Genomic DNA, 20,342 nt, shown 5'->3' with positions numbered 1-20,342 from the left:
GACGGGCAGGGCTTAATGCGGGCGTTCAGCTTAAGCCTGTAAATTGTAGGTATGACCCCACCCAAAAAGCCCGCCATGCACCGCGCCCTCGGCATCTCCAAGGAGATCGAAGACGCTGCATGGTTTGTGCTGGGCGCGGGGTTGAACGGGAAACCGTCCGCCCTGGACCGCCGCACCAAGACGTGGACCGCGGCGGCCGCCGCGGAATTGCTGGGACGCCTCGAGCGCGGCGTTCCGGACGCCAAGGCCCCCATGATGACGAACCTCCGGCAGAACCTCGAGGGCGCATCGCGCGCCGCCAAGCAGCTGGCCGTCGAGTTGCTGTTCCTGCAGTCCCTGCCGCTGGCTCATGAAGTGAAGTCACTGAAGGTCAAGCGCGCCCGGGTGGCCGAGGCCGCGTCCTGGCTGGAACCCCCGCTGGACCTCCCGGACGAGCTCTTTGCCGGCATGACGGACCACGGGGTCATCCGCGACCGCACCGCAGAATTCAACTGGACCATCTGGGACCACCTGAAATGGCTCTGCCGCTTCGTGCGGCACGTGGCCGGGCAGCCCGCCGCCGTGATCTCGGCAGCGATCACGGACCCGCTGGCCTTCCACCGGCTCGTCGCCGGCACCCCGGACGACCAGCCGGCCATCCGCCGCAGCATCGAATTCCTGGTCTGGCCCAGCTACTTCGAGCCCGTGGTGGCCGACGTCGAACGCCAGGAGATCCGCGACGCGTTCGCCTCCCTGGTGGGAGGGGCGAAGGGGGAAAGCGACGAGGAAGTCTCCGCGGATATCCACCGGATCCGGCGCCATCTCGATGAGCAGGCGGGCCAGCGGATCGACTGGTACTCCCGCCAGCTGGTCAGCCAATGGCGGAAGGTGGCCGATCCCGGCCGCCGCGCGTGGCTGCTGCGCACCCACCACGACAACGCCGATCTCCTCGCCGCCTGGCAGGACCAGGAAACGGTGACGCTCGACGTCGAACACCTCCGCCTGCTGGATCCGGGCGTCACGGCAGGGCTGGTCCAGCACGCCGTGGACGAGGACTACAAACACCTCGGCTACGTCGAGCGCGAGGACACCAAGACCGCCGTCTTCGCCTTCCTGACGGTGATGAAGCCGGGCGATCTGACCCTCTACCAGAGCTCGGGCGCCGTCCGGATGGGCGTGGTGCTCGGTGAACCGGAGCACAACGCGGACAACCGGCGGCTGCGCCGCAAGGTCCGCTGGTTCGACGAGACCCATGACATGACCGAGCTGCCCCGGCACGTGCAGCGCCAACTGGCCACCGCGGGCATCATCGTGGACATCACCCGCGTCATCCAGGCGCTCGAGGCACTCCTGCCGGCCGAAGCGGAACCGGAAGCCGAAGAAGGCGCCGAGCCGGCCGCCGTCGTCGAACCGGTGCCGGACGGATTCCGTGCCCTGACCCCGGAATTCGCCGCGTCCATGCACATGGACCTGGAGCCGCTGCAGGAAATCGCCGAGCTGCTGGAGGAGAACCGGCAGCTGGTGCTCTACGGGCCGCCGGGAACGGGCAAGACGTACCTGGCCAAGCACCTCGCGGCCCAGCTGGCCGGCGACCCCACGGACGAACGCGTCAAGCTCGTGCAGTTCCATCCCTCGTACGCCTATGAGGATTTCTTTGAGGGCTTCCGTCCGGACAAGACGGACGAGGGCCAGGTGTCCTTCAAGCTCGTCGCCGGCCCGCTGCGCCGGATCGCCGAAGAGGCGGCCAAACCCGGCAACGAGAGCAAGCCGTACTTCCTGATCATCGACGAGATGAACCGTGCGAACCTCGCCAAGGTCTTCGGCGAGCTGTACTTCCTGCTCGAATACCGTGACGACCGCATCTACCTGCAGTACAGCCCGAACGAGCCGTTCACCCTGCCGGACAACCTGTACATCATCGGGACCATGAATACGGCGGACCGGTCCATCGCGATGATGGACGCGGCCATCCGCCGCCGCTTCTCCTTCATCGAGCTGCACCCGAAGACGGAGCCGGTGAAGGGATCGCTGCTGCGGTTCCTGCAGGCGCGGGACCTGGATACGACGCCGGCCCTGCTGCTGGACGCGCTGAACGACGCGATCGACGAGTGGGACCGGGACCTCATGATCGGGCCGTCCTACTTCATGAAGAAATCGGCCCAGACTCCCAAGGGCCTGCGCCGGATCTGGAAGTACGAACTGATGCCGCTGCTCGAGGAGCACTATCACGGCCAGCTCAACCGGGCACAGCTGGAGGAGCGGTTCGGGCTGGACCAACTGCTCGCCCGCCTTGCGCGCGTCTAGCCTACAGCGGCCCGGGACGTCCCGGGGGCCCGCGACGGCGGCGGGGCCCGCCAACGGGTCCGCTCGCGGGCCCTCCACCGGGACGTCCCGGGGGCCCGCGACGGCGGTGCGCCGGATCGTGCTGGACGAGCTCTCCGGCGGCGCGGTGGAACGGCTCGACCCGGCCAGCGCCGCCTACGTCAACGCCAGCGGCCTGGCCAAGGCCTCGCCGATGGGCATGGGCCTGTACCGGATTGAGCCGGTCGGCAAGGTGGGCTCCGTGCGCACCCCGGCCGTGCAGCTTGAGGTGCGGCCCAAGGAGCGGCTCGGCCTGGGCCGGCTGTTGTTCCTGCTCGGCTACGCGGGGGACCAGGGCTTCCGGGACGATTCCGTGGCCGCCGTCGAGGAAACGGACCTGTGGAGTGCCTTGGCTGAATCCCTCGCGCACCTTGCTGACCGTGCGCTGAGCCGCGGCGTGCTGCAGGGCTACCTCAACGTCGACGAGTCACTCCGGACGGTCAAGGGCAGGATCCGGATCTCGGACCAGATCTCCCGCCGGCCCGGGATGCTAGTCCCGCTGGAGGTCTCCTACGACGAGTTCACCGAGGACATCGCGGAAAACCGGATCCTTCGTGCCGCACTTGAGCGGATGTCCCAGGTGCCGGGCGTGCGCCCGGCAGTGCTCAGCCGTCTGCGCCAGCTGAAGGGAAAGCTCGACGCCGTGACGCGGCTCCAGTCCGGCGCGCCGCTCCCGCAGTGGCGGGCCAGCCGGATGAACACCCGCTACCACGCGGCCCTCCGGCTCGCCGAGGTGATCCTGCGCAACGCCTCGGCGGAGGCCGGCGACGGCAAGCAGCTGTCGGCGTCGTTCGTGGTGGACATGTCCAAGGTCTTCGAAGACTTCGTCGGGACGGCGCTGCGGGCGGCCATGGCGGCGCACCCGGGAGAGATGCGGCTGCGCTACAACGCGCTGCTCAACGAGGCCGTCCGCGACTCCGACCGGATCGTCGTGCAGCCCGGTGCGGTCCATTTCCTGGGCGGACGGCCGGTCATGGTGTACGAGGCCAAGTACCAGGCGGCCGCCGACGTCGGCGCCTCGCTCTCGGGGGACCACTTCCGGATGCTGGCCTACTGCACGTCCCTGAGGGTGCCGACGGCGTGGCTGGTCTATCCGGGAGCTGGCGAAATCAAGCTGCGACGGATGCTCAATACGGACATCGATGTGGTCGAATTCCCGCTGGATCTGTCGCTGCCGCCGGCGGAAATCCTGGCAGCCGTAGCGGACCTCGCGCAGCAGTCGTGGGGCGAAGTGGTGCGTCAGGCCGCGATCAGCCGCTGAGCGAATGCGTCAGGAGGACACATTCAGCAGATGCTTCAAGAGGGCTTTTTCCGGCCGGCCGGGATGGTCTGCGACATGCCGGCGAAGATTCTCCCGGACCTCCGCCTCGTCGGGCCCGGTCTCAGCGAGAATCGAATCGATAATCTCGGTCACCTGCCCGCGCAGGGGACCGAGATCCTGCCCGGCCTCACGGAACTGGGGGGAGGTTCGGGAGGGGGTGTGTTCCTTGCCCCTGGGACGGCGGAATTCCAGCACCTGGGCGTCGGCTGATGGAATGGGCGGTGGAGTTGAAGAGCTCAGCTCGTTCGACTTCAGCAGGTGCGGCATCGTGCGCTCTTCCGTGTTGCAGTACTCGTGGTACTGACCGAATAGGGTCCAAATCCCCGAAATTGAATATTAGCTTAGGAAGACCACCCTGTCTCGCTTAGACGCTAAGATAACTTTGATGTCACTTTCAACTAATTCCGGGGCCGGAGCGTCCCCTTCGTTGGCGGCGGCCGACGGCGGTCCAGTCGTGTCCGGAGTCCGTGAGCGGATCCTCGCGGTCGCCTACGAATTGTTCTCCCGGCGCGGAGTCCGCGACGTCGGAGTTAACGAGCTGATCACCCGTTCAGGGGTGGCCAAGGCGAGCTTCTACCGGCATTTCGCCTCCAAGGACGAGCTCGTGCTGGCTTTCCTGGAACGCCGGGACCGGCAATGGACGGTGGATGCGATCGTTGGCGAAGCCAGGCGCAGGGCCGACACTCCGGAGCAGCAACTGCTGGCCATTTTTGACGTCTTCGCCGACTGGTTTGCCCGCGACGACTTCGAGGCCTGCTCGTTCATCAACATCCTGCTGGAGATGGGGGCCGGCCATCCCCTCGGGCAGGCCAGCATCGACTATCTGGCCAAGATCCGCGGGCACGTGCAGCAGCTTGCCGAAGAAGCAGGCCTGCGCGACACCGAGGACTTTTCCCGATCATGGCACATCCTCATGAAGGGGTCGATCGTTTCTGCCACCGAGGGGGACCTCGCCGCAGCGGGCCGTGCCCGTCAGCTGGCCGGCTGGCTCATCGACCACCACCGGGTTTAACGAGGTCTCCCGGGCCGTTCCCCGCAGGAAGGCGTCGAGCTGCCGCTCCAACGCCGAAGGGTCCTTGAGTTCGCACTCCCACACGGTGAGGACCACCCAGCCGGCACTTTCGAGCTGGCGGCGCTGCTCGGCGTCGCGGTTCCGGGTCCGGGTGCGCTTGGTTTCCCAGAACTCCGCGTTGGCCTTTGGCGCGTGCCGGCCCACGCGGCAGTCATGGAAGTGCCAGAAGCAGCCGTTGACGAAGATGACTTTGCGGCGGCTGGCGAACACGAGGTCCGGGCTGCCGGGGAGCCGTCCGCCGCGGGCGGTGCCGTGCAGCCGATACCTGTACCCCTTGGCATGGAGGAGCCTGCGAACTATGAGTTCGGGCTTGGTGTTCTTCCCCCGGATGCGGGACATGTTCCAGCTGCGCCGCTCCGGGGTCAGCTTGTCCGCCATGGATTAAGTCTAGGCGGCCTGGATCCGGGGTCAGATCTCCCGTTCGACCTGCTCGCCGAACTGGAAATGGCGGCCGGAGAGCGACGTCGGCTCGATCTCGACGTAAAAGTCCTTCAAGGTGGGAACCCAGGACTTCAGTCCCAGCGCTTCGGCGGCGGCGATCTCCGCCGACTGCTCCAGCACACGCGCGGTGCCCCGCAGCACGACTGACCAGGCTTCGTCGGACAAGATGCCGTCCGTTTCGAAGAGCACCCGGGGGTTGATCGTCAGTTCGGCCAGTTTGTTGCCTGGTGCGGTGCGGATGAACAGGGTCCGGCCGCTCAGCACGTAGTTCACCGGAAAGATGTCCGGCTCACCTGCGACTGTGACAACGAGCCTGCCGTGTGTGGTGCCCTCAATCAGTTTCCAGGACTGTTCATCGTCCAGGTTGAGGATGGGATTGCCGTCAGCATGTTCAAACATCATGGGGTTCATTGTTCTGTGCCGGGTAGGAAAACGCCAGAGGCTAACGGATAAGTCGGTGCCGGGGCACGGTGGGGCCGCGGGTGGCGCGGGGGGAGGGCGTGCAATGGCCGGAGGCACGGGGGAGGGCCGGAGGCACGGAAATTTGCTGTTGCTTTCCCGCCTGTGGATAACCGTGACGCCCAAAATGTGACGTCAGTTACCCTTAAGCATTGTTTGGACTCAGGCGTCTTGATTTCTATCGGGGGAGTAGCTGACCATGACATCTCGATCTTCCGTTTTCGGCCGTCGGCGGGCTGTCGCCGCTGTGGCTGTTGCCGCGTCGCTGTTGTTGACCACCGCCTGCAGCAACGGAGGGTCGTCCCCCGGCGCCCCGCCGGCCACTGAGTCCCCGAGTGCGTTGGTCACGTCCACTCCAACTGTCACGCCGACACCGACCCCGAGCTACAAACCAGCCGACGCCTCAGGCAAGGCTCAAAACGTCCCGGTCCCCGTGCTGCCGGAGGCCGCAAAGGTGGAGACGAAGGACGGCCTGGAAGCGTTCGCCCGTTACTGGTTTTCACAGTTGAATTTCGCCTATGAGACAGGCCGATTAGGCGGACTCAACTCGGTTACCGCCCCGGACTGCGAATTCTGTACGAATGTTACCCGGGCACTGGCCACCAATTATGAGGGCGACCGGTGGCTGGCAGGAGGGCGCATAGAGACTCCTTCAATCAGCACAACCTATACGGCCCAGGCAGACGGCGACTACCAAGTCATTGTCCAAGTACAGCAGGCAAGCATCACCTACTATCGCCCTGGCGGGACTGAGTTCCGGACATCGACGCCGCCATCCGATACAGGAAATGTCATGCTCGCTGCATTCAAGGATGGGCAGTGGCATCTTTCCGGGCTGCATCCGATCCGATGAGTGCATTTGGTTGGCGGGGAACGAGTCTGATCTTAGGATTCTTCATCGCCGCATTTGTATTGGGAGGTTCCCTCTTCTTTCCTAGTGTTGCATTCGGCGACGATGACGGTGTAGATGCTGGATTCGGAAACCAGGGAGTCGATGTCGGCAGTTGGCATCGGGATCCGGACACAGGAATATACGTGGCCCCCGGGCTGAATGACGTGTCCGCTGACCCATTCCAGTACAAGTACGAACTCCAATGTCATCTCGGCGGCGGTGACTTCGATACCCCCTGTCTTGGTCGGCGCCTGGACTGCACTAACGGCCCCGACGGAACAGACGGGTTCCCGGTTATCTGGTGGAAGGCTCCGGCGGGCGTGCAGAACCCAGTCTGGACGATCCATTCCGGACCGACCTGCTTCTACGATCCCAAGCCGGAAGATTTGCTGCCTCGGATCGCCGCCATGATCCAGACAGAGTTTCAGAAACTTCCGATCGCCGCTGGAACGGTCACGGCACAACCCAGCCCGCACACGCTCCGCGGGGCCGAGACCAACTTCTTTGCAGCGGCGGCTGAGCAGCAGTTCGACGTCACGCTCTTGGCACAAAACGTACACGTCGTCGCCAAACCCGTGCAGTACACCTGGAACTATGGCGACGGGACGTCGCGTGGGCCGCAGACTGCTGCCGGGGGCCCGCTCCCCGAGGACCGCTGGGGCGAAAGGACCCTCACGAGCCACGTCTACACCCAGACCGGAGATTTTTCCGTAGCGCTGACCACCCATTTCCAGGGCACCTATTCCGTCAATGGCGGCCCGCCGCTGCCCATCCCGGGGCAAGGCCAGTTCAGTTCGCCGCCCCAGGCGGTCAGCGTCTGGCGGTCCGTCACCCGGAACTACGCGGACGACTGCCTCCGGAACGCACAAGGCCAAGGCTGCCCCGGCGTCGCCGCCCCCGCACCATGAATCCCAGCGGGAGCGGCACGGTGCCCCACGATGGGTCCGTGAGCACCGGCGTCGGGCCCTTGAGACGCCGCCAGTCCTGGCGGGCAGTGTCAGTTTGAACATGTGTCGGCAGATCAAGGAAATTCTGCGCAGGGAGGTCGCCGAGGGAATCGCGGATCCCGAGAAGCCGATGACCGAGGCGCAGCTGCTCAGCCGATTCGACGTCAGCCGGGCGCCCATCCGCCAGGCGCTCCAGGAGCTTGCCAGCGAGGGGTTACGTCTACAGAAAGCAAGGCAAAGGGACGTTCCCGGTCATGGGCACACGGGGTACAACGACCGGCCGACGTGCGCTTGGGGGCTTTGTACCAATACCTCTCCGACAGCGGACTTTCATCCGACAGGGAAGGTCTCCGGCATAGAGCGTGTGGAGCCGCATCACGCTCGTTCGGGCCGAGCATGAAGCTTGGGCGACGGCGGCAACCGCCGACCTTGCGGCGACCTTCGGTGTGAGCAAGGGGAGCCCGTTGCTCGTCATCGAGACAATCTCTTCACGACGGGTGACCGGCCCGCGGGGTGGCGCTCCGCAGTGCACCAAGCGGAGAAGTTCAAATACCGCTTCAGTACAAACCAGTGAAGTCGGCTTAGGACCGAAAGTCCGTTGCCGCCGTCGGCTGCCGTGCAGGAAATCCACCTGCCCCGGTGGGCCGGCCCGGCGCCCACAAGGTCCACCGCGACGACGCCCACCAGTCCCGGCTCGTCCTGCCGTTCACCAGGGCCAGCTGACAGCGGCGGCGGCCCCTCAGCTTTCGTCGCAGAGCAGGTGGTACCAATTATCGGCGAGTACCTCCAGCGCGTGTTCGCGGTTTGGTTCAAACTTGCGTCGAGTCCAGAGCGTAGCCACGTAGTCGAGTGAGGTGAAGGCGAGGGTTCCGCGGATGTGGTGCGTTTCCTCCGAGAAGCGCCCGGCCAGCTGCATGCCGCGGACCAGGTCGGAGATGACCTCCTCATGCCATCCCTCGACCATCGCGCGCACCTCGCGGTCGACGGCGGCGGCCTCGTCGAGCACGTCGAGGTAGGGGCGGAAGACCGGCCATAGCACCGCCCGCGACTCCAGCCACGCCAGGATGCCCGGCAGCTCGCCTGCGCGCACCACGTCAACGAGGTCGGCCGCCGTGGAGCCGCTCTCCGGGCCGTCCGCACGGTCCAGCACGGCGTTGACGCGCGCCATGAAATCCCTCATCAGATCACTGCGTGAGGGGTAGTAGGCGTAGAAGGTAACTCGGGTGGTGCCGGCGGCCGCCGCGATCTCGTCGATGGTGGTCGCGGCGTAGCCCTTCTCGGTGAAGAGCTCAAGTGCGCGCTCCACGATCATGTCGCGGGTGAGCTTCTTCTGGGCTTCTCGGAGTGACGACATCGGTCAATCCTAACGGTGGTGTGCGGATTCAGACCCGGGCGGGCGCCGCCGGACGCAGTGCGGCCGGACCGGCGTCGGCCAGTCGACGCAGTTTCGGGATGGGGATCCGGTAGTTGATCGCCGCGGCGGTCCCGGAGCCGTCCTTGTTCTCCCAGCGCAGGAGCATCGACTCCCGGTCCTCGCCCGGCTCGCAGTAGTCGGGCGCGCCGACCACCGGCGTGAAGCCGACCGACTTGAGCGACAGACCGAAGCCCTCGGTCCAGAAGTACGGCTGGAAGTTGAACTCGGGCGCCGCGTCGCCCTTGAGCAGGCCGACGGCCGCGACCTTGGCCTGTTCGATGGCGCTCGTCCACAGGGGCACCCGTTCTACCCCGCGGAGGGTCGGGAAGAACGCCACGTCGCCGGCGGCAACGATCTCCGGCCGTAGCCGGCCGCGTGTGTCGACGCGCAGCGACCCGTCGACGAGGAGTTTCGAGCCGGACAGCCAGTCGATGTTCGGCTCGTCGCCGATGGCGGTGACGATGAGCTCTGCCTCCAGCTCGGTGCCGTCGGCCAGAGCGACCCGCGTCCCGGCATCGGAGTCGATAAGACGGGCCTTCCCGCCGCCAACGACCCGCAGTCCGCGCCGGGCGGCGGCCGAGGTGAATTTCTCGGACAGATGGTCGCCCAGCTGGCGCGAGAGGGGCTTGACGTCGGAGATGAGCGTGACCTCGCAGCCAAGGTGCAGGCAGCCCGACGCGACCTCCATGCCGAGCGGTCCGCCGCCAACCACAAGGACCGAGGGGCGCGATGCGACGCGTTGTTTAAGCGTGATCGCGTCCTCGATCGTGCGCAGGGTGAGCTCCCGGGCAGAGCCGTCGTGTCGCGGCCCCGTAGCGAGGCGCTTCGCCCGGGAACCGGAGGCGATGACGAGGCCGTCATACGGCAGTTCGCCGCCCCCGTCGAGCCGTACGACCCGGGCGTCGATGTCCAGGCCTGAGGCGCTAACGCCGAGCAGCTCGGTCGCTTCGTGGGTCGGCTCGGGCAGCTCGTGTGCTTGCAGGCCATCGTCGCCGTGCAGCAGCGCCTTCGACAGGGCGGGGCGGCTGTAGGGGTGGTGGTGCTCGGCGCCGACGACCGTCAGCTCGCCGTCGAAGCCGGCCGAGCGCAGCGAGTCGCATGCCGTGAGCCCGGCGATGCCGTTGCCGACGACGACAATCCGGCGCATCGTCATGCCGCCGCCAATCGGAGCGCGGCGACGGGGCAGACCCTTACCGCCGCCTTCGCGGCGTCGAGGTCGGCCCCGTCCACCTCCGGGACATCGATCATGAGTTCGCCGTCATCATCGAGGTGCATGAGCTTGGGCGCGGCTTCTTCGCAGAGGCCGTGTCCCTCGCAGCGCGGCCGGTCGAGTTCGATCCTCATGCGGCCACCACCTTGGCGATCTGGAGCTTCTCGTGGCTCCGGGTGATGTTGCTCGGCACCCGGACCTCGTCCGCGATCGTCAGCGTTTTCACCCGGCGGGCAAGCGCGTCGATGATCGCGTGGGCTTCAAGTTTCGCCAGGCCCTGGCCGGCGCAGCCGTGGGGTCCGTAGCCGAAGGAGAGGTGGTCGACGGGGTTGCGTGTCACGTCGAAGGCGTCGGGATTCTCGTAGTGCCGTGGGTCGCGGTTGCCGGCGCCGAAGAGGATGCCCAGCTGGGCGCCTGCGGGAACCGTCGCTCCGTCGATCTCCACGTCGCGGGTCGCCGTGCGGCCCCAGATGTGCACCGGGGCCCAGTAGCGCAGCACCTCGGCGAAGGCTGCGGGGACGAGCTCCGGGTTCTCGCGGACGAGCTCGAGCTGCTCCGGGTGGCGGCCGAACAGCGCGACGATGTTCCCGATCGAGGCGATCGTCGTGTCGACGCCGGCCCCAAGGTACTGGTGGATGATGTGCCCCGCGGCGCCTTCGGGAATGTCGCCACGCGTCTCGGCGTCGAAGATTCCGCGGCCGATCGAGCCGGGAATGAGGTCGTCGCCGGTGACCGAGGAGCACCAGCCGTAGAGCTCGCCGGCGATCGGGAAGCTCTCCTGGGTGCGGTGGTTCATCGGCCCGATGACCTGCATCGCGGCCTGCCCCCAGCGCAGCATGTTGTCCTTGACGTGTCCGCTGAAGCCGATGAGGTCGGCGACGATCTCGAGCGGGAAGGCGCGCGCCAGGGAGTCGACGGCCTCGAAGCTGCCGTCGGCGACGAGCCCGGCGACGAGCTTGTCCGCCTTCTCGTCGATATTGACCTTCAGGCCGCGCAGGGCGCGGGGCGTGAGGTTCTCTGACAGCGTCGCGCGCAGCTGGGTGTGCACTGGCGGGTCGGAGGCAAGCGAGGTGCCCTGCAGCGCCTCGTTCACCATGGGGTTGAAGCCGATACTGGTGGACGAGAAGGTTTCCGGATCACCGAGTGCGTCCCGGATGACGTCGTAGCGCGTCAGGACATACAGGTCATTCTTGGGCAGGTGGACCACTGCGGCCTGCTCGCGGAGCGAGGCATAGGTGGGGTAGGGGTCGACAAGGATGTCGTCATCCCAGATGTCGATGTCTGATTCTATGGGTGCAGTCACGGTGTTCTCCTTGCGGTGGTAGGGGTTCGGTCGGGGCCGGAGGCCGTCAGTCTTAGACGGCGACCTCGGCGTTGGCTTCGGTGGTCTCCGCGATGGCATCGGGCGTGGGCGCCGAGGAACCTGCGGAGATGAAGAGGGTGAGGATGGCGGAGATCGTCGCCGCGATGCCGGCGACGAGGTAAACCGTTTGGAAGCCCTGGCCTAGGGAGGCACCCGCCGCGCCCTGAATCTGCTGCTGCGCGGCGGTGAGGGCCTGGACCATGCCGTCGACGGCCTGGGCGGGTGCTCCGCCGGCCGCTGCCTGGCCGCTGAACTGCGCGATCACGCCATCCCAGCCGGAGAGGAATCCCAGCGGCGGCACGTGGGAGAGCCCGGCGACGGCGTTGGCGGGCAGCCCAGCACCGCCGAGGATCCCGCCGAGCGGGCCCGCGAAGATCGAGGCGCCGAAGCCGAACGCGATGGCCGAGCCGATGACCGGGCCGAGGGCGAAGCCGAGGTCGCGCAGGAGGTTCGTCGTCGCGGAGGCCATGCCGATGTGCTGGGGTGGGACGGTATTGATCGCCACCGCCGTGACGGAGCCAACGGTGAGCGCGAATCCGATGCCCAGCAGCAGCAGCGGCGGAATGAACGCCGTCCACGGGGTGCCGCCGAAGGCTTCCGGCGTGCCGAGGGAGAATGTCGAAAGCCAAAAGCCGGAGACCGCCATGAGGGCGAAGCCCGAGGTCAGCACCCAGCGCGGCGCTACGTGGTGGATGAGCCACCCCACAACCGGGATGAACGCGAACGCCGGGCCCTGGATGAAGACGAACAGCACGCCGACCTTCCAGGTCTCGGCCAGCGCGAGACCGCCCACGGCGACGCTGGTGCTGAAGCAGATCGCAAGGAAGGCGAACATGCCGGTGACCGCGACGACGCCGGTGATCGAGTAGGCGCTGTTCTTGAACAGGGAGAGGTGGATGAGCGGCTGCTTGGTGCGTATCTCGATGACGACGAAGGCGACCAAGAGGATGCCGCCGCCAATGTAGCCCGAAACGACTTCCCAGGAGCCGAAGCCCGAATCGACAGCCTGGACGGTCGCGAAAAGGATGGCGATGAGGCCGAGCGCGAGGGTGAACTGGCCGGGCAGGTCGAGTTTGCGTCCCCCGGCGGCTGCGGAGTCCTTCGCCCGCAGTGCGACGATGAGAACGACGACGGCGAGAGCGGCCGCAACGAGGTAGGCCACACGCCAGCCGCTGTACACGTTCGGCGCGCCGGGCCCGGCGCCCGGCACCGTGAACAACTGGGCGGTGAGGCCGGCGAGCACGGGTGAGATGACCGCGCCGAGCGACAGGAACCCGGCCCAGGTGGCAATGACCCGGGCCCGCGCCCGATGGTCCGGGGTGATCGCCGCGATCATGGACAGCGAGATGGGGAACAGGATGCCCGCCGCGATACCGCCGACCGCCTGCGCGAAGATCATCATCTCGGTCGTCGGCGCCAGCGCAACCAGGACGGAGCCGACGACGCTCAACGCCGCGCCGGCGTACAGCAGCTTCTTGCGTCCGAACAGGTCGCCCAGAAGCCCCCAGCTGAGCTCGAACACCACGATGCCCATCAAGAACATGCCGGCAATCCAGGTCAGGCCCGCGCCCGAGGTGTGGAATTCCGCGGCAAAGGTGCCGCTGAGGGCGCCCGGCAGGGCGTTGGTGATCTGCGCGAGCGTGACCGCGCTGTAGGCGGCCACGAAAGTGGCCCGTACCGAGCCTGCGCTCGACACCTTAATGGTCTGACTCATCGATGAAACTCCTTTGTTTCCGGTCGATTCTCCGGTGACGCGCCAGGACTGGTGCTCTACCGGGTAAGAGCCGGCATGGGCCGGAGGAAAGATGTGGCGCTCCCCACAGTGTGGTGCAAACCTTTACGCAATGTCAAGAGCATTTACGGAGCGTTGGCTTCGTAAGCGTTGTGGTGGCTGCTAGTTGTACGTTCCGACTATTTGCTTGACACGGTGTAAAGGAATATGTGATGCTGGCTACACCGCAAGGGAGCGACGGTACGGTCAGGCTCCGCGGCGCCCCTGCATTCAGTACCCAATCTCCAAGGGAGAAGCCAAGTGAGTCACACCACACACGTCGATACCGGTGACGCCTTTCATGCCCAGGCCGGGCACACCGTCAACACGGTCCTGGGGCCGGTCCCCGCTTCTGAACTGGGAGTTGTCGCGGTCCATGAGGCCTTGTTGTCAGTGCTGCCGGGCGCCCAGTACGCCCCCGACATCTCCATGGACCGGGCGGAGATCTTCGAGGCCCTGGCCGCGAAGCTCACCGACTTCCGCGAGCACGGCGGGCAGACGATCGTCGACAGCACAGGCATGTTCCACGGCCGCGACCTCAAGCTCTACGAGGCACTGTCCCGCTCCACCGGCGTCCACATCGTCGCCTCCACGGGCCTTGGCCCGGAAGAAGAACTCGGCGGATACTTCCTGACGCCGCAGACCAACCCGCCCATCCCGTGGCCCGCCGAGAAGTTCGGCGATCTCTTCGGCAAGGAGGTCACTGAGGGGATGGTGATTCCCCGGGTCGAGCGCCGCGCCGCCGCTGGCATCGTCGCCACCATCGCCGACCGCGCCGGCATGACCCCCACCGAGGAAAGCCTGTTCCGCGGCTCCGCCCGCGCCGCCAAGACCACCGGCGTCCCGGTCTCCATCCGCTTCGGCGCCGATGCCCTGCACGATCTGGACATCGTCCTGGATGAGCAGATCGGGGCCGACCGCGTGCTCGTCGGCGACCTGGACCGCAAGGACGCCGCCGGCTCCGCCCTCGAGGTGGCCGGCCGCGGAGCCTTCGTCGGCATCGACCACGTGGGCCTGAACGACCACGCGGACTACCTCACCGACCACGATCGCGCCGAACTGGTGCTCGAGCTCGTCAAGGCCGGCCATGCCGACAAGATCATCCTTTCGGGCAACTCGATCGGAGTGGCCAAGGGCCTGCCGGAGTACAACCTGCCCTACAGTCACGTCCTGAACACGTTCGTGCCTTTCCTCAAGGCCCACGGACTGAGCGAAGAAGACGCACGGCGCATCCTCGTGGACAACCCGCGCAACCTGCTGACCGTGCGCTAAGCACGCGTCGGCCCACCACAACAAGCTTTCGAACCCTGAGGTGAACGAATGACCAAGGTCAACACCGTGCTGGGAACCATCCCGGCCGAAGAACTGGAAATCGTGGCGGTCCACGAACACATCGGCTACGGCATGCCCGGATCCGAACTGGACACCAAGTGGTGGAAGACGCCGGAGCAGGCCTACGAGGAAACCGTGCCGAAGCTGCGGAAATTCCGCGAATACGGCGGCGGTACTTTCGTGGACGCCACGGGCATCTGCAACGGCCGCGACGTCGACTACTACAAGTCCCTGTCCCAGAAGACGGGCGTGCACATCGTGGCCTGCACCGGCTTCGTCGGCGGCGACACCGCCCTGCCGCACTTCTCCCGCGCGACCGTGGACTACCTCGCGAAGGTGTTCATCCACGAGATCACCGTCGGCATCGGCAACACGGGCGCCAAGGCCGGCGTCATCAAGGTCGGCGTGAGCCGCGGCGGACGAATGACGGAACTGGACAAGCGCATCTACCGGGCCGCGGCCCGAGCCGCCGTCGTCACCGGCGCGCCGATCCTGACCCACCTGGCCATCGACCCCGAACCGGCAGTGACCATCTTCAACGAAGAGGGCCTCTCGCTGGACCGCGTGCTCTTCGGCCACGCCGACGACGGCCTGAACGCTCCGATCACCCCGCACGATTGGATCTACGAGCAGGGCGGCCGCATCGGCTTCGACACCTTTGGCTACGACCTCGAGCTGCCGGATCCGCCGTTTTGGGGCCGCAAGCGCGCCGAACGCATGGAGCACTTCGTAAACCTCGTGAACAAAGGCTATGCGGACAAGCTCCTCGTCTCGGCCGACGCAAATTGCAGCCCGCTGGGCTGGCCGGGCGTGAAGGGCCACACCATCAACTACATCTTCGAGGACATGATCCCCGACATGCGCGCGGCTGGCATCGACGACGCCACCCTCAAACTCCTGCTCGAGGACAACCCGGCCGACTTCCTGTCGCTTCACGCCTGATCCACCCGACACACCACCACACACCAAGATCTTCCAGGCACGCCCTGGGTCAAGAAAGTGAAAAACAATGAAGGCTTCGGAAATCAAGAACCTCAAAATCGCCATCATCGGTGCCGGGTACGGCGGCGCTGCGGCGGCCAAGGCCCTGAGCCTGCTCGGCGCCGACGTCACGGTGTACGAACAGGCGCCCCAAATGGGGGAGGTCGGCGCCGGCATCGGCTTGCGTCCTGCCACCATTCACCGGTTCCGCCAGTGGGGGATCTTCGACGCGATCGCGCAGGTGAGCTCCCCGAGCGACTACTTCGAGATCCTCACGGCCACCGGTGAGCCGATCATGAAGGACACCTGGCCCGACTTCGGCGAGGAGACCCAGACCTACCTGATCCACCGCGGCGACTTCATCGACGCCCTGCTCGGCGTGCTCCCCGAGGGCATGGTGCGGCTCGGCCACAAGCTGGAGACCCTCGAGGACAAGGGCGAGACCTCCGTCCTGACCTTCGCCAACGGCGAGACCGCCGAGGCCGACCTGGTCATCGGTGCCGACGGCATCAGGTCCGTGGTGCGCGAGCAGCTCTTCAGCGACAAGGGCCCGGTGTTCTCCGGCGAGCACGCCTACCGCGTGGTGATCTCCGCCGCCGACGCCCACGGGATGGTCACCGACGACAACCTCCGGATGTACATGGGCAGGGGCACGAAGGTCTACCTGCTCCCGCTGCGCCACCGCAACCAGATGTCCTTCGACATCACCGCCCTGAGCCCGGACAGCACCTGGGTGCCCAAGATCACCAAGGAAGACCTCGTGGCGACCGTGGACGGCTTCGACGAGCGCATCGTGAACATCGCCCGCGGCCTGGACATGGACACCGTCAACATCCGCGCCGTCTACGACATCGACCCGGTCGACACGTGGCACACGGACTCCGTCGTGCTCATGGGCGACGCGGCCCACTCGATGCTGCACCACCAGGGCCAGGGCGCGAACTCGGCCATCGAGGACGCCGGCGCCCTCGCCGACGCCCTCACGCAGGCCGACTCCGTCAAGGAGGCCCTGGCCCTGTTCCAGGCAACCCGCAAACCGGTCACGGACGAACTGCAGCGCATCTCCCGCCAGGGCTGGACCGAGGACGAGGTCAACGACGTCTTCCCCGGTCAGAAGCCCACGTCCCAGAAGCCCGCCGCCGCGTCGCAGGCCTGACACAATGACTATCCATCCCGAAATCGCCAAGATCCTGGCCACCCTGCCCGCGCCCGACGGTTCACCGCTTAACCCGGAGGCCCTGCGCGCCGGCGAGGCCGCGCAGGTCCCCCCGCTCGAGGACCGCCTGCCGCTCCATTCCGTCGAGGACATGACCGCGCAGACGCCGTCGGGCGAGGTGCCCGTGCGGATCTACACGCCGATCGACGCCGACGCGTACGGACTGCTGGTGTACTTCCACGGCGGTGCGTTCTTCCTGGGCAGCCTGGACACCCACGACCACGTCGCGCGGTCCCTGGCCAAGGAGACCGGCCACAAGGTCATCTCTGTCGGCTATCGCCTGGCCCCCGAGGCCGCCTTCCCTGCCGGCCTCGACGACTGCTACGGGGTTCTCCGTTGGGCCGCCGAGCAGGGTGAAAGCCTGGGCTGGGACGGGAAGAACCTCGCCATCGCGGGCGACAGCTCGGGCGGCAACTTCGTGGCCGCCGTCGCCGCGAAGGCGCACGATGACGGGTTCTTTGGGCTCACGCACCAGGTCCTCTTCTACCCGTCGCTGGACCTGGACTTCGACGTCGACCGCTACGCCTCGCTGCGCGAGAACGCGACGGGGTACGGACTGGAGACGGCGGGACTGTTGCCCTTCAACTCCTTCTACCTCGACAGCGGGGCGGATCCCGCGGATCCCCTGGTCTCGCCCATCAAGCGCGAGGACCTCGCCGGCCTGCCAGCCGCCCTGGTCATCACAGCCGAGCACGACCCCCTGCGCGACGAGGGCGAACTCTACGGCCAGCGCCTGAACGAGGCGGGCGTTCACGCGACGGTCCGCCGCTACGCCGGCGCCGGCCACGGCTTCGTCCAGCACTTCTCCTGGATCCCGGAGTACTACCGGGCCTTCCAGGAGACCGGAGACTTCCTGAACCGCAGCCGGAGGAGAGAACGATGACGCAAGAAGTGAAAGTCCATCCGCTGGTGTCGCCCTGGGGTCGTTTCGGCCTCTACAGCTTCTTCATCGACGCTCCCGAGCCGGCCATTGTCGACACCGGGATCGCCTCGTCGCCCGCCGAGGGCATGGTCCCCGCGCTCGAGAAGCTCGGCCGGCGCATCGAGGACGTGCGCTGGATCCTGCTGACCCACGGCCACATCGACCATCTCGGCGGTGCGCACGCCCTGTGGGAGCTCACGGGCCGGCGCGCCAAAGTCGTGATCCATGAGGCCGACGCGCCCCTGCTGCGTTCCCGGCGCGCCCACGTTGACCAGTACGTGGACGTGCGCCAGCAGTACCTCAATAACCCGGACGGCGTTCAGGAGCAGCTGAAGGCAGCGAACCATGTCATCTCCGGCGAGATGGAGCCGACCATGCTGGTGATGGGCGGCGAGACCCTCTCCCTGGGCGGGGACGTCTCCGTCTCCGTGCACCACATCCCGGGCCACACGGCCGGATCCGTGGCCTACGTCGTGGACGGGCAGCAGTCGGTCTTCGTCGGCGACGCCGTGCAGATCCATGGTGCCGCCAACGGCTTCCCCGGCTACGAGGATCCGGCCGCCTACCGCTCGAGCCTGCAGTACCTGCGCGACGAGGTCCGCCCGCAGCACCTGTACCTGGGCCACCCGTACCGGGGTGCGGACGGCGTGCCGTTCGGCGTCGAGCTGGACCGCGAGGCGGCCCGGAATGCCCTGCAGGGGAGCCTTGACCTCGAGGCAAGGATCGACGACGCCGCCAGCCGGTACCTGCTCGACGGCCTGCAGGAGACGGACTCGCCATACTCGCCCTTCGCCCGCGTTGCCGAGGAACTCGGCTACGCGGGGGACCCCAGCCTGGAGCCTTCCCCGTTCTTCACGACGCTCCACGGCTACCGCACGACCTTTGACCACCTGACCAAGGATGAGGAGCTACGCACCCATGGATGACTTTAAGATGTTGAATGCCGGTGGGGAGAAGATTGCCGTCCGCAAGGACCTCCGGGTCCCGATGCGGGACGGCGTCGAGCTCGCCGCGGACGCCTATCACGGAACCGAGGACAAGCCGCGGCCGGCGCTGGTGGCCCTGAGCCCGTATGGCAAGGAGCTGCAGGCCCTGGCCCTGACCACGCCGCCGCAGCGGCGTCCCAGCCCGATGTGGGACGGCTGCATCGAGGCCGGCGACATCGCCCGGATCGTCAAGGAGGACTACGCACACGTCATCGGCGACCTGCGCGGCTCCGGCCACTCCGGCGGCGAGCACATCGGCAACTACAACGCCGGCGGCGTCTCGCTCGGCCAGGATGCGTACGACTTCATCGAGTGGGTCGCCGAGCAGCCATGGTGCGACGGCAACGTCGGCATGGTCGGCATCTCCTACTTCGGCTCCATGCAGGTGCTGGCAGCGGCCGAGCGCCCGCCGCACCTGAAGGCGATCTTCGTCAGTGGCGGCCACTACGACTTCTACGAGACCACCTACCACGGCGGTGTCATGTGGTTCATGCCGCGTGCCGCGCGCGAGGGCCGCGGCGGCGACTCCGGCTGGGCGTTCACCGACAACGTCAAGTCCCGCATGATCGAGAAGTACTCGCCCGAGGAGCTGAAGAAGCTCGTCGCTGAGCGTCTGCAGGATCCGGACTTCGCCGCGTGGCCTAACCTGGTGCACGTGCTGAACTACCCCAAGAACCACGAGGCCTGGTTCGACATCGTGATGAACGAGCTGGACGGGGACTGGTACGAGGAGCGCAACCCGATCACGCTGGCCCCGAACATCGACATCCCTGTCTACCTGCAGCTCGACCAGGGCCGCGGCTGGACCCTGGACGGCACGATCGAGCTGTTCAATGAGCTCCAGGGCCCCAAGAAGCTGGACATCGGCCCCTACCCGCCGATGCAGTCACGCCCCTTCATCGAGGAGCACGACAAGATGTTCCGGTGGTACGACTACTGGATCAAGGGCATCGAGAACGGCGTGATGGACGAGCCGGCCGTGAGCGTCTTCGTGGAGGGTTCCCGTGAGCACGTGACAGCCGAGCAATGGCCGCCGAAGGACATCGAGTACAAGTCGCTGTACCTGCGCCCGCGCGGCAGGCTGTCCCCGGAGTCCGAGCCGATGGGCGTCGAATTCGCCGCCCCGGACGGCTTCTACCAGGCACCGCTGACGGTGACCGACAAGGTGGAGATCATCAGCTGGTCCACCCCTCCCTTCGAGGAGGACACGGAGCTGATCGGCACCGGTGCTGCGCACATCTTCGCGGAAATCGACCAGGTCGACACCAACTTCATCATGCGCCTCTGGGACACCGCCCCCAACGGCAAGCGCCAGCTCATCACCACCGGCTACCTCAAGGCCTCGCACCGCGAGCTCGACGAGCGCACGAGCGAGGGCAACCCGTACCATCCGCACACCCGTTCCGTGCCGGTGGAGCCGGGGCAGATCGAGGAGTACGTGCTGCGCCTCTACCCGTTCGCGAACACGTTCAAGCCGGGTCACGTCCTGACGGTGGAACTGTCCAACGGCGAGCCATTGGCCGACGAGCACAACGCGCTGCTCCCGCCGGACGCCTTCCACCTACCGGTGGGCCGGCCCGTCACCCATAAGATCTACCGCGACGCCGCCCACCAGTCCCGGCTCGTCCTGCCGTTCACCACGCGCAAGGCGGCGGAAGACCAGGCGGACTGACCC

Annotated in this window: 20 protein-coding genes and 1 pseudogene; 13 read left to right on the top strand and 8 right to left on the bottom strand. The window is 66.7% G+C overall.

All coding sequences use genetic code 11. The features are described from left to right. The first annotated feature begins 51 nt into the window (after positions 1–51). Positions 52–2,283: an McrB family protein gene (locus ACQCSZ_RS15465; protein ID WP_427004616.1), complete on the top strand. Its 2,232-nt coding sequence runs from the start codon at positions 52–54 to the stop codon at positions 2,281–2,283. A gap of 121 nt (positions 2,284–2,404) precedes the next feature. Continuing rightward, positions 2,405–3,601 (top strand): 5-methylcytosine restriction system specificity protein McrC, encoded by a 1,197-nt coding sequence (locus tag ACQCSZ_RS15460; protein WP_427008362.1) that lies wholly within the window; start codon positions 2,405–2,407, stop codon positions 3,599–3,601. Between the two features lie 9 nt (positions 3,602–3,610). Here the strand turns inward: ACQCSZ_RS15460 and ACQCSZ_RS15455 are convergent, their stop codons facing one another. Further along, positions 3,611–3,928 carry a hypothetical protein gene (locus tag ACQCSZ_RS15455; protein ID WP_427004615.1) on the bottom strand — a complete coding sequence of 106 codons (318 nt, stop codon included), beginning with the start codon at positions 3,926–3,928 and terminating at the stop codon, positions 3,611–3,613. A gap of 118 nt (positions 3,929–4,046) precedes the next feature. Here ACQCSZ_RS15455 and ACQCSZ_RS15450 point away from each other — a divergent pair, with 118 nt between their 5' ends. Continuing rightward, positions 4,047–4,673, top strand: coding sequence for a TetR/AcrR family transcriptional regulator (locus ACQCSZ_RS15450; RefSeq protein ID WP_427004614.1), 627 nt, complete (start codon positions 4,047–4,049; stop codon positions 4,671–4,673). A gap of 18 nt (positions 4,674–4,691) precedes the next feature. Here ACQCSZ_RS15450 and ACQCSZ_RS15445 read toward each other — a convergent pair. After that, positions 4,692–5,111: pseudogene (locus tag ACQCSZ_RS15445) on the bottom strand (very short patch repair endonuclease); the annotation flags it as partial. A gap of 30 nt (positions 5,112–5,141) precedes the next feature. Then, entirely contained in the window at positions 5,142–5,576 is a 435-nt protein-coding gene (locus ACQCSZ_RS15440; RefSeq protein WP_427004613.1) for a pyridoxamine 5'-phosphate oxidase family protein, read from the bottom strand. 256 nt (positions 5,577–5,832) lie between these two features. Here ACQCSZ_RS15440 and ACQCSZ_RS15435 point away from each other — a divergent pair, with 256 nt between their 5' ends. The 4 genes from ACQCSZ_RS15435 to ACQCSZ_RS15420 all read left to right on the top strand — a co-directional run bounded on the left by ACQCSZ_RS15435 (position 5,833) and on the right by ACQCSZ_RS15420 (position 8,317). Next, positions 5,833–6,486: a DUF6318 family protein gene (locus ACQCSZ_RS15435; protein ID WP_427004612.1), complete on the top strand. Its 654-nt coding sequence runs from the start codon at positions 5,833–5,835 to the stop codon at positions 6,484–6,486. Continuing rightward, complete coding sequence (locus tag ACQCSZ_RS15430) at positions 6,453–7,433, top strand: PKD domain-containing protein (RefSeq protein WP_427004611.1); 981 nt, start codon at positions 6,453–6,455, stop codon at positions 7,431–7,433. The genes ACQCSZ_RS15435 and ACQCSZ_RS15430 overlap by 34 nt, the downstream gene beginning before the upstream one ends. 100 nt (positions 7,434–7,533) lie before the next feature. Continuing rightward, positions 7,534–7,872, top strand: a complete 339-nt coding sequence (locus ACQCSZ_RS15425; RefSeq protein ID WP_427004610.1) for a GntR family transcriptional regulator — start codon at positions 7,534–7,536, stop codon at positions 7,870–7,872. Then, positions 7,835–8,317: a UTRA domain-containing protein gene (locus tag ACQCSZ_RS15420; protein WP_427004609.1), complete on the top strand. Its 483-nt coding sequence runs from the start codon at positions 7,835–7,837 to the stop codon at positions 8,315–8,317. Before ACQCSZ_RS15425 ends, ACQCSZ_RS15420 begins: the two co-directional genes overlap by 38 nt. On the opposite strand, the gene ACQCSZ_RS15415 is transcribed toward ACQCSZ_RS15420, so the two are convergent. The 5 genes from ACQCSZ_RS15415 to ACQCSZ_RS15395 are packed head-to-tail and all read right to left on the bottom strand — an operon-like array spanning position 8,212 to position 13,173. Next, complete coding sequence (locus ACQCSZ_RS15415) at positions 8,212–8,826, bottom strand: TetR/AcrR family transcriptional regulator (protein ID WP_427004608.1); 615 nt, start codon at positions 8,824–8,826, stop codon at positions 8,212–8,214. The genes ACQCSZ_RS15420 and ACQCSZ_RS15415 overlap by 106 nt on opposite strands. Positions 8,827–8,854: 28 nt before the next feature. Further along, positions 8,855–10,039, bottom strand: coding sequence for an NAD(P)/FAD-dependent oxidoreductase (locus ACQCSZ_RS15410; RefSeq protein ID WP_427004607.1), 1,185 nt, complete (start codon positions 10,037–10,039; stop codon positions 8,855–8,857). Next, complete coding sequence (locus ACQCSZ_RS15405; RefSeq protein WP_427004606.1) at positions 10,036–10,230, bottom strand: ferredoxin; 195 nt, start codon at positions 10,228–10,230, stop codon at positions 10,036–10,038. Before ACQCSZ_RS15405 ends, ACQCSZ_RS15410 begins: the two co-directional genes overlap by 4 nt. Beyond that, a complete protein-coding gene (locus tag ACQCSZ_RS15400; protein WP_427004605.1) occupies positions 10,227–11,399 on the bottom strand; it encodes a cytochrome P450 in 1,173 nt (390 codons plus the stop codon). The genes ACQCSZ_RS15405 and ACQCSZ_RS15400 overlap by 4 nt, the downstream gene beginning before the upstream one ends. A 52-nt stretch (positions 11,400–11,451) precedes the next feature. Further along, entirely contained in the window at positions 11,452–13,173 is a 1,722-nt protein-coding gene (locus ACQCSZ_RS15395; protein ID WP_427004604.1) for an MFS transporter, read from the bottom strand. 318 nt (positions 13,174–13,491) lie between these two features. Here ACQCSZ_RS15395 and ACQCSZ_RS15390 point away from each other — a divergent pair, with 318 nt between their 5' ends. The 6 genes from ACQCSZ_RS15390 to ACQCSZ_RS15365 all read left to right on the top strand — a co-directional run bounded on the left by ACQCSZ_RS15390 (position 13,492) and on the right by ACQCSZ_RS15365 (position 20,339). Beyond that, positions 13,492–14,502, top strand: coding sequence for a phosphotriesterase (locus ACQCSZ_RS15390; protein ID WP_427004603.1), 1,011 nt, complete (start codon positions 13,492–13,494; stop codon positions 14,500–14,502). Between the two features lie 48 nt (positions 14,503–14,550). After that, a complete protein-coding gene (locus tag ACQCSZ_RS15385) occupies positions 14,551–15,504 on the top strand; it encodes a phosphotriesterase (protein WP_427004602.1) in 954 nt (317 codons plus the stop codon). A gap of 67 nt (positions 15,505–15,571) precedes the next feature. Then, a complete protein-coding gene (locus tag ACQCSZ_RS15380; protein ID WP_427004601.1) occupies positions 15,572–16,699 on the top strand; it encodes an FAD-dependent oxidoreductase in 1,128 nt (375 codons plus the stop codon). Positions 16,700–16,703: 4 nt separating this feature from the next. After that, a complete protein-coding gene (locus tag ACQCSZ_RS15375) occupies positions 16,704–17,642 on the top strand; it encodes an alpha/beta hydrolase (RefSeq protein WP_427004600.1) in 939 nt (312 codons plus the stop codon). Further along, a complete protein-coding gene (locus tag ACQCSZ_RS15370) occupies positions 17,639–18,607 on the top strand; it encodes an MBL fold metallo-hydrolase (protein WP_427004599.1) in 969 nt (322 codons plus the stop codon). The genes ACQCSZ_RS15375 and ACQCSZ_RS15370 overlap by 4 nt, the downstream gene beginning before the upstream one ends. After that, a complete protein-coding gene (locus ACQCSZ_RS15365) occupies positions 18,600–20,339 on the top strand; it encodes a CocE/NonD family hydrolase (protein WP_427004598.1) in 1,740 nt (579 codons plus the stop codon). Before ACQCSZ_RS15370 ends, ACQCSZ_RS15365 begins: the two co-directional genes overlap by 8 nt. Positions 20,340–20,342 lie beyond the last annotated feature (3 nt).

Source organism: Pseudarthrobacter sp. H2 (assembly GCF_050157045.1).
Lineage (GTDB): Bacteria > Actinomycetota > Actinomycetes > Actinomycetales > Micrococcaceae > Arthrobacter.
This window is presented reverse-complemented; position numbering and strand designations above follow the sequence as displayed.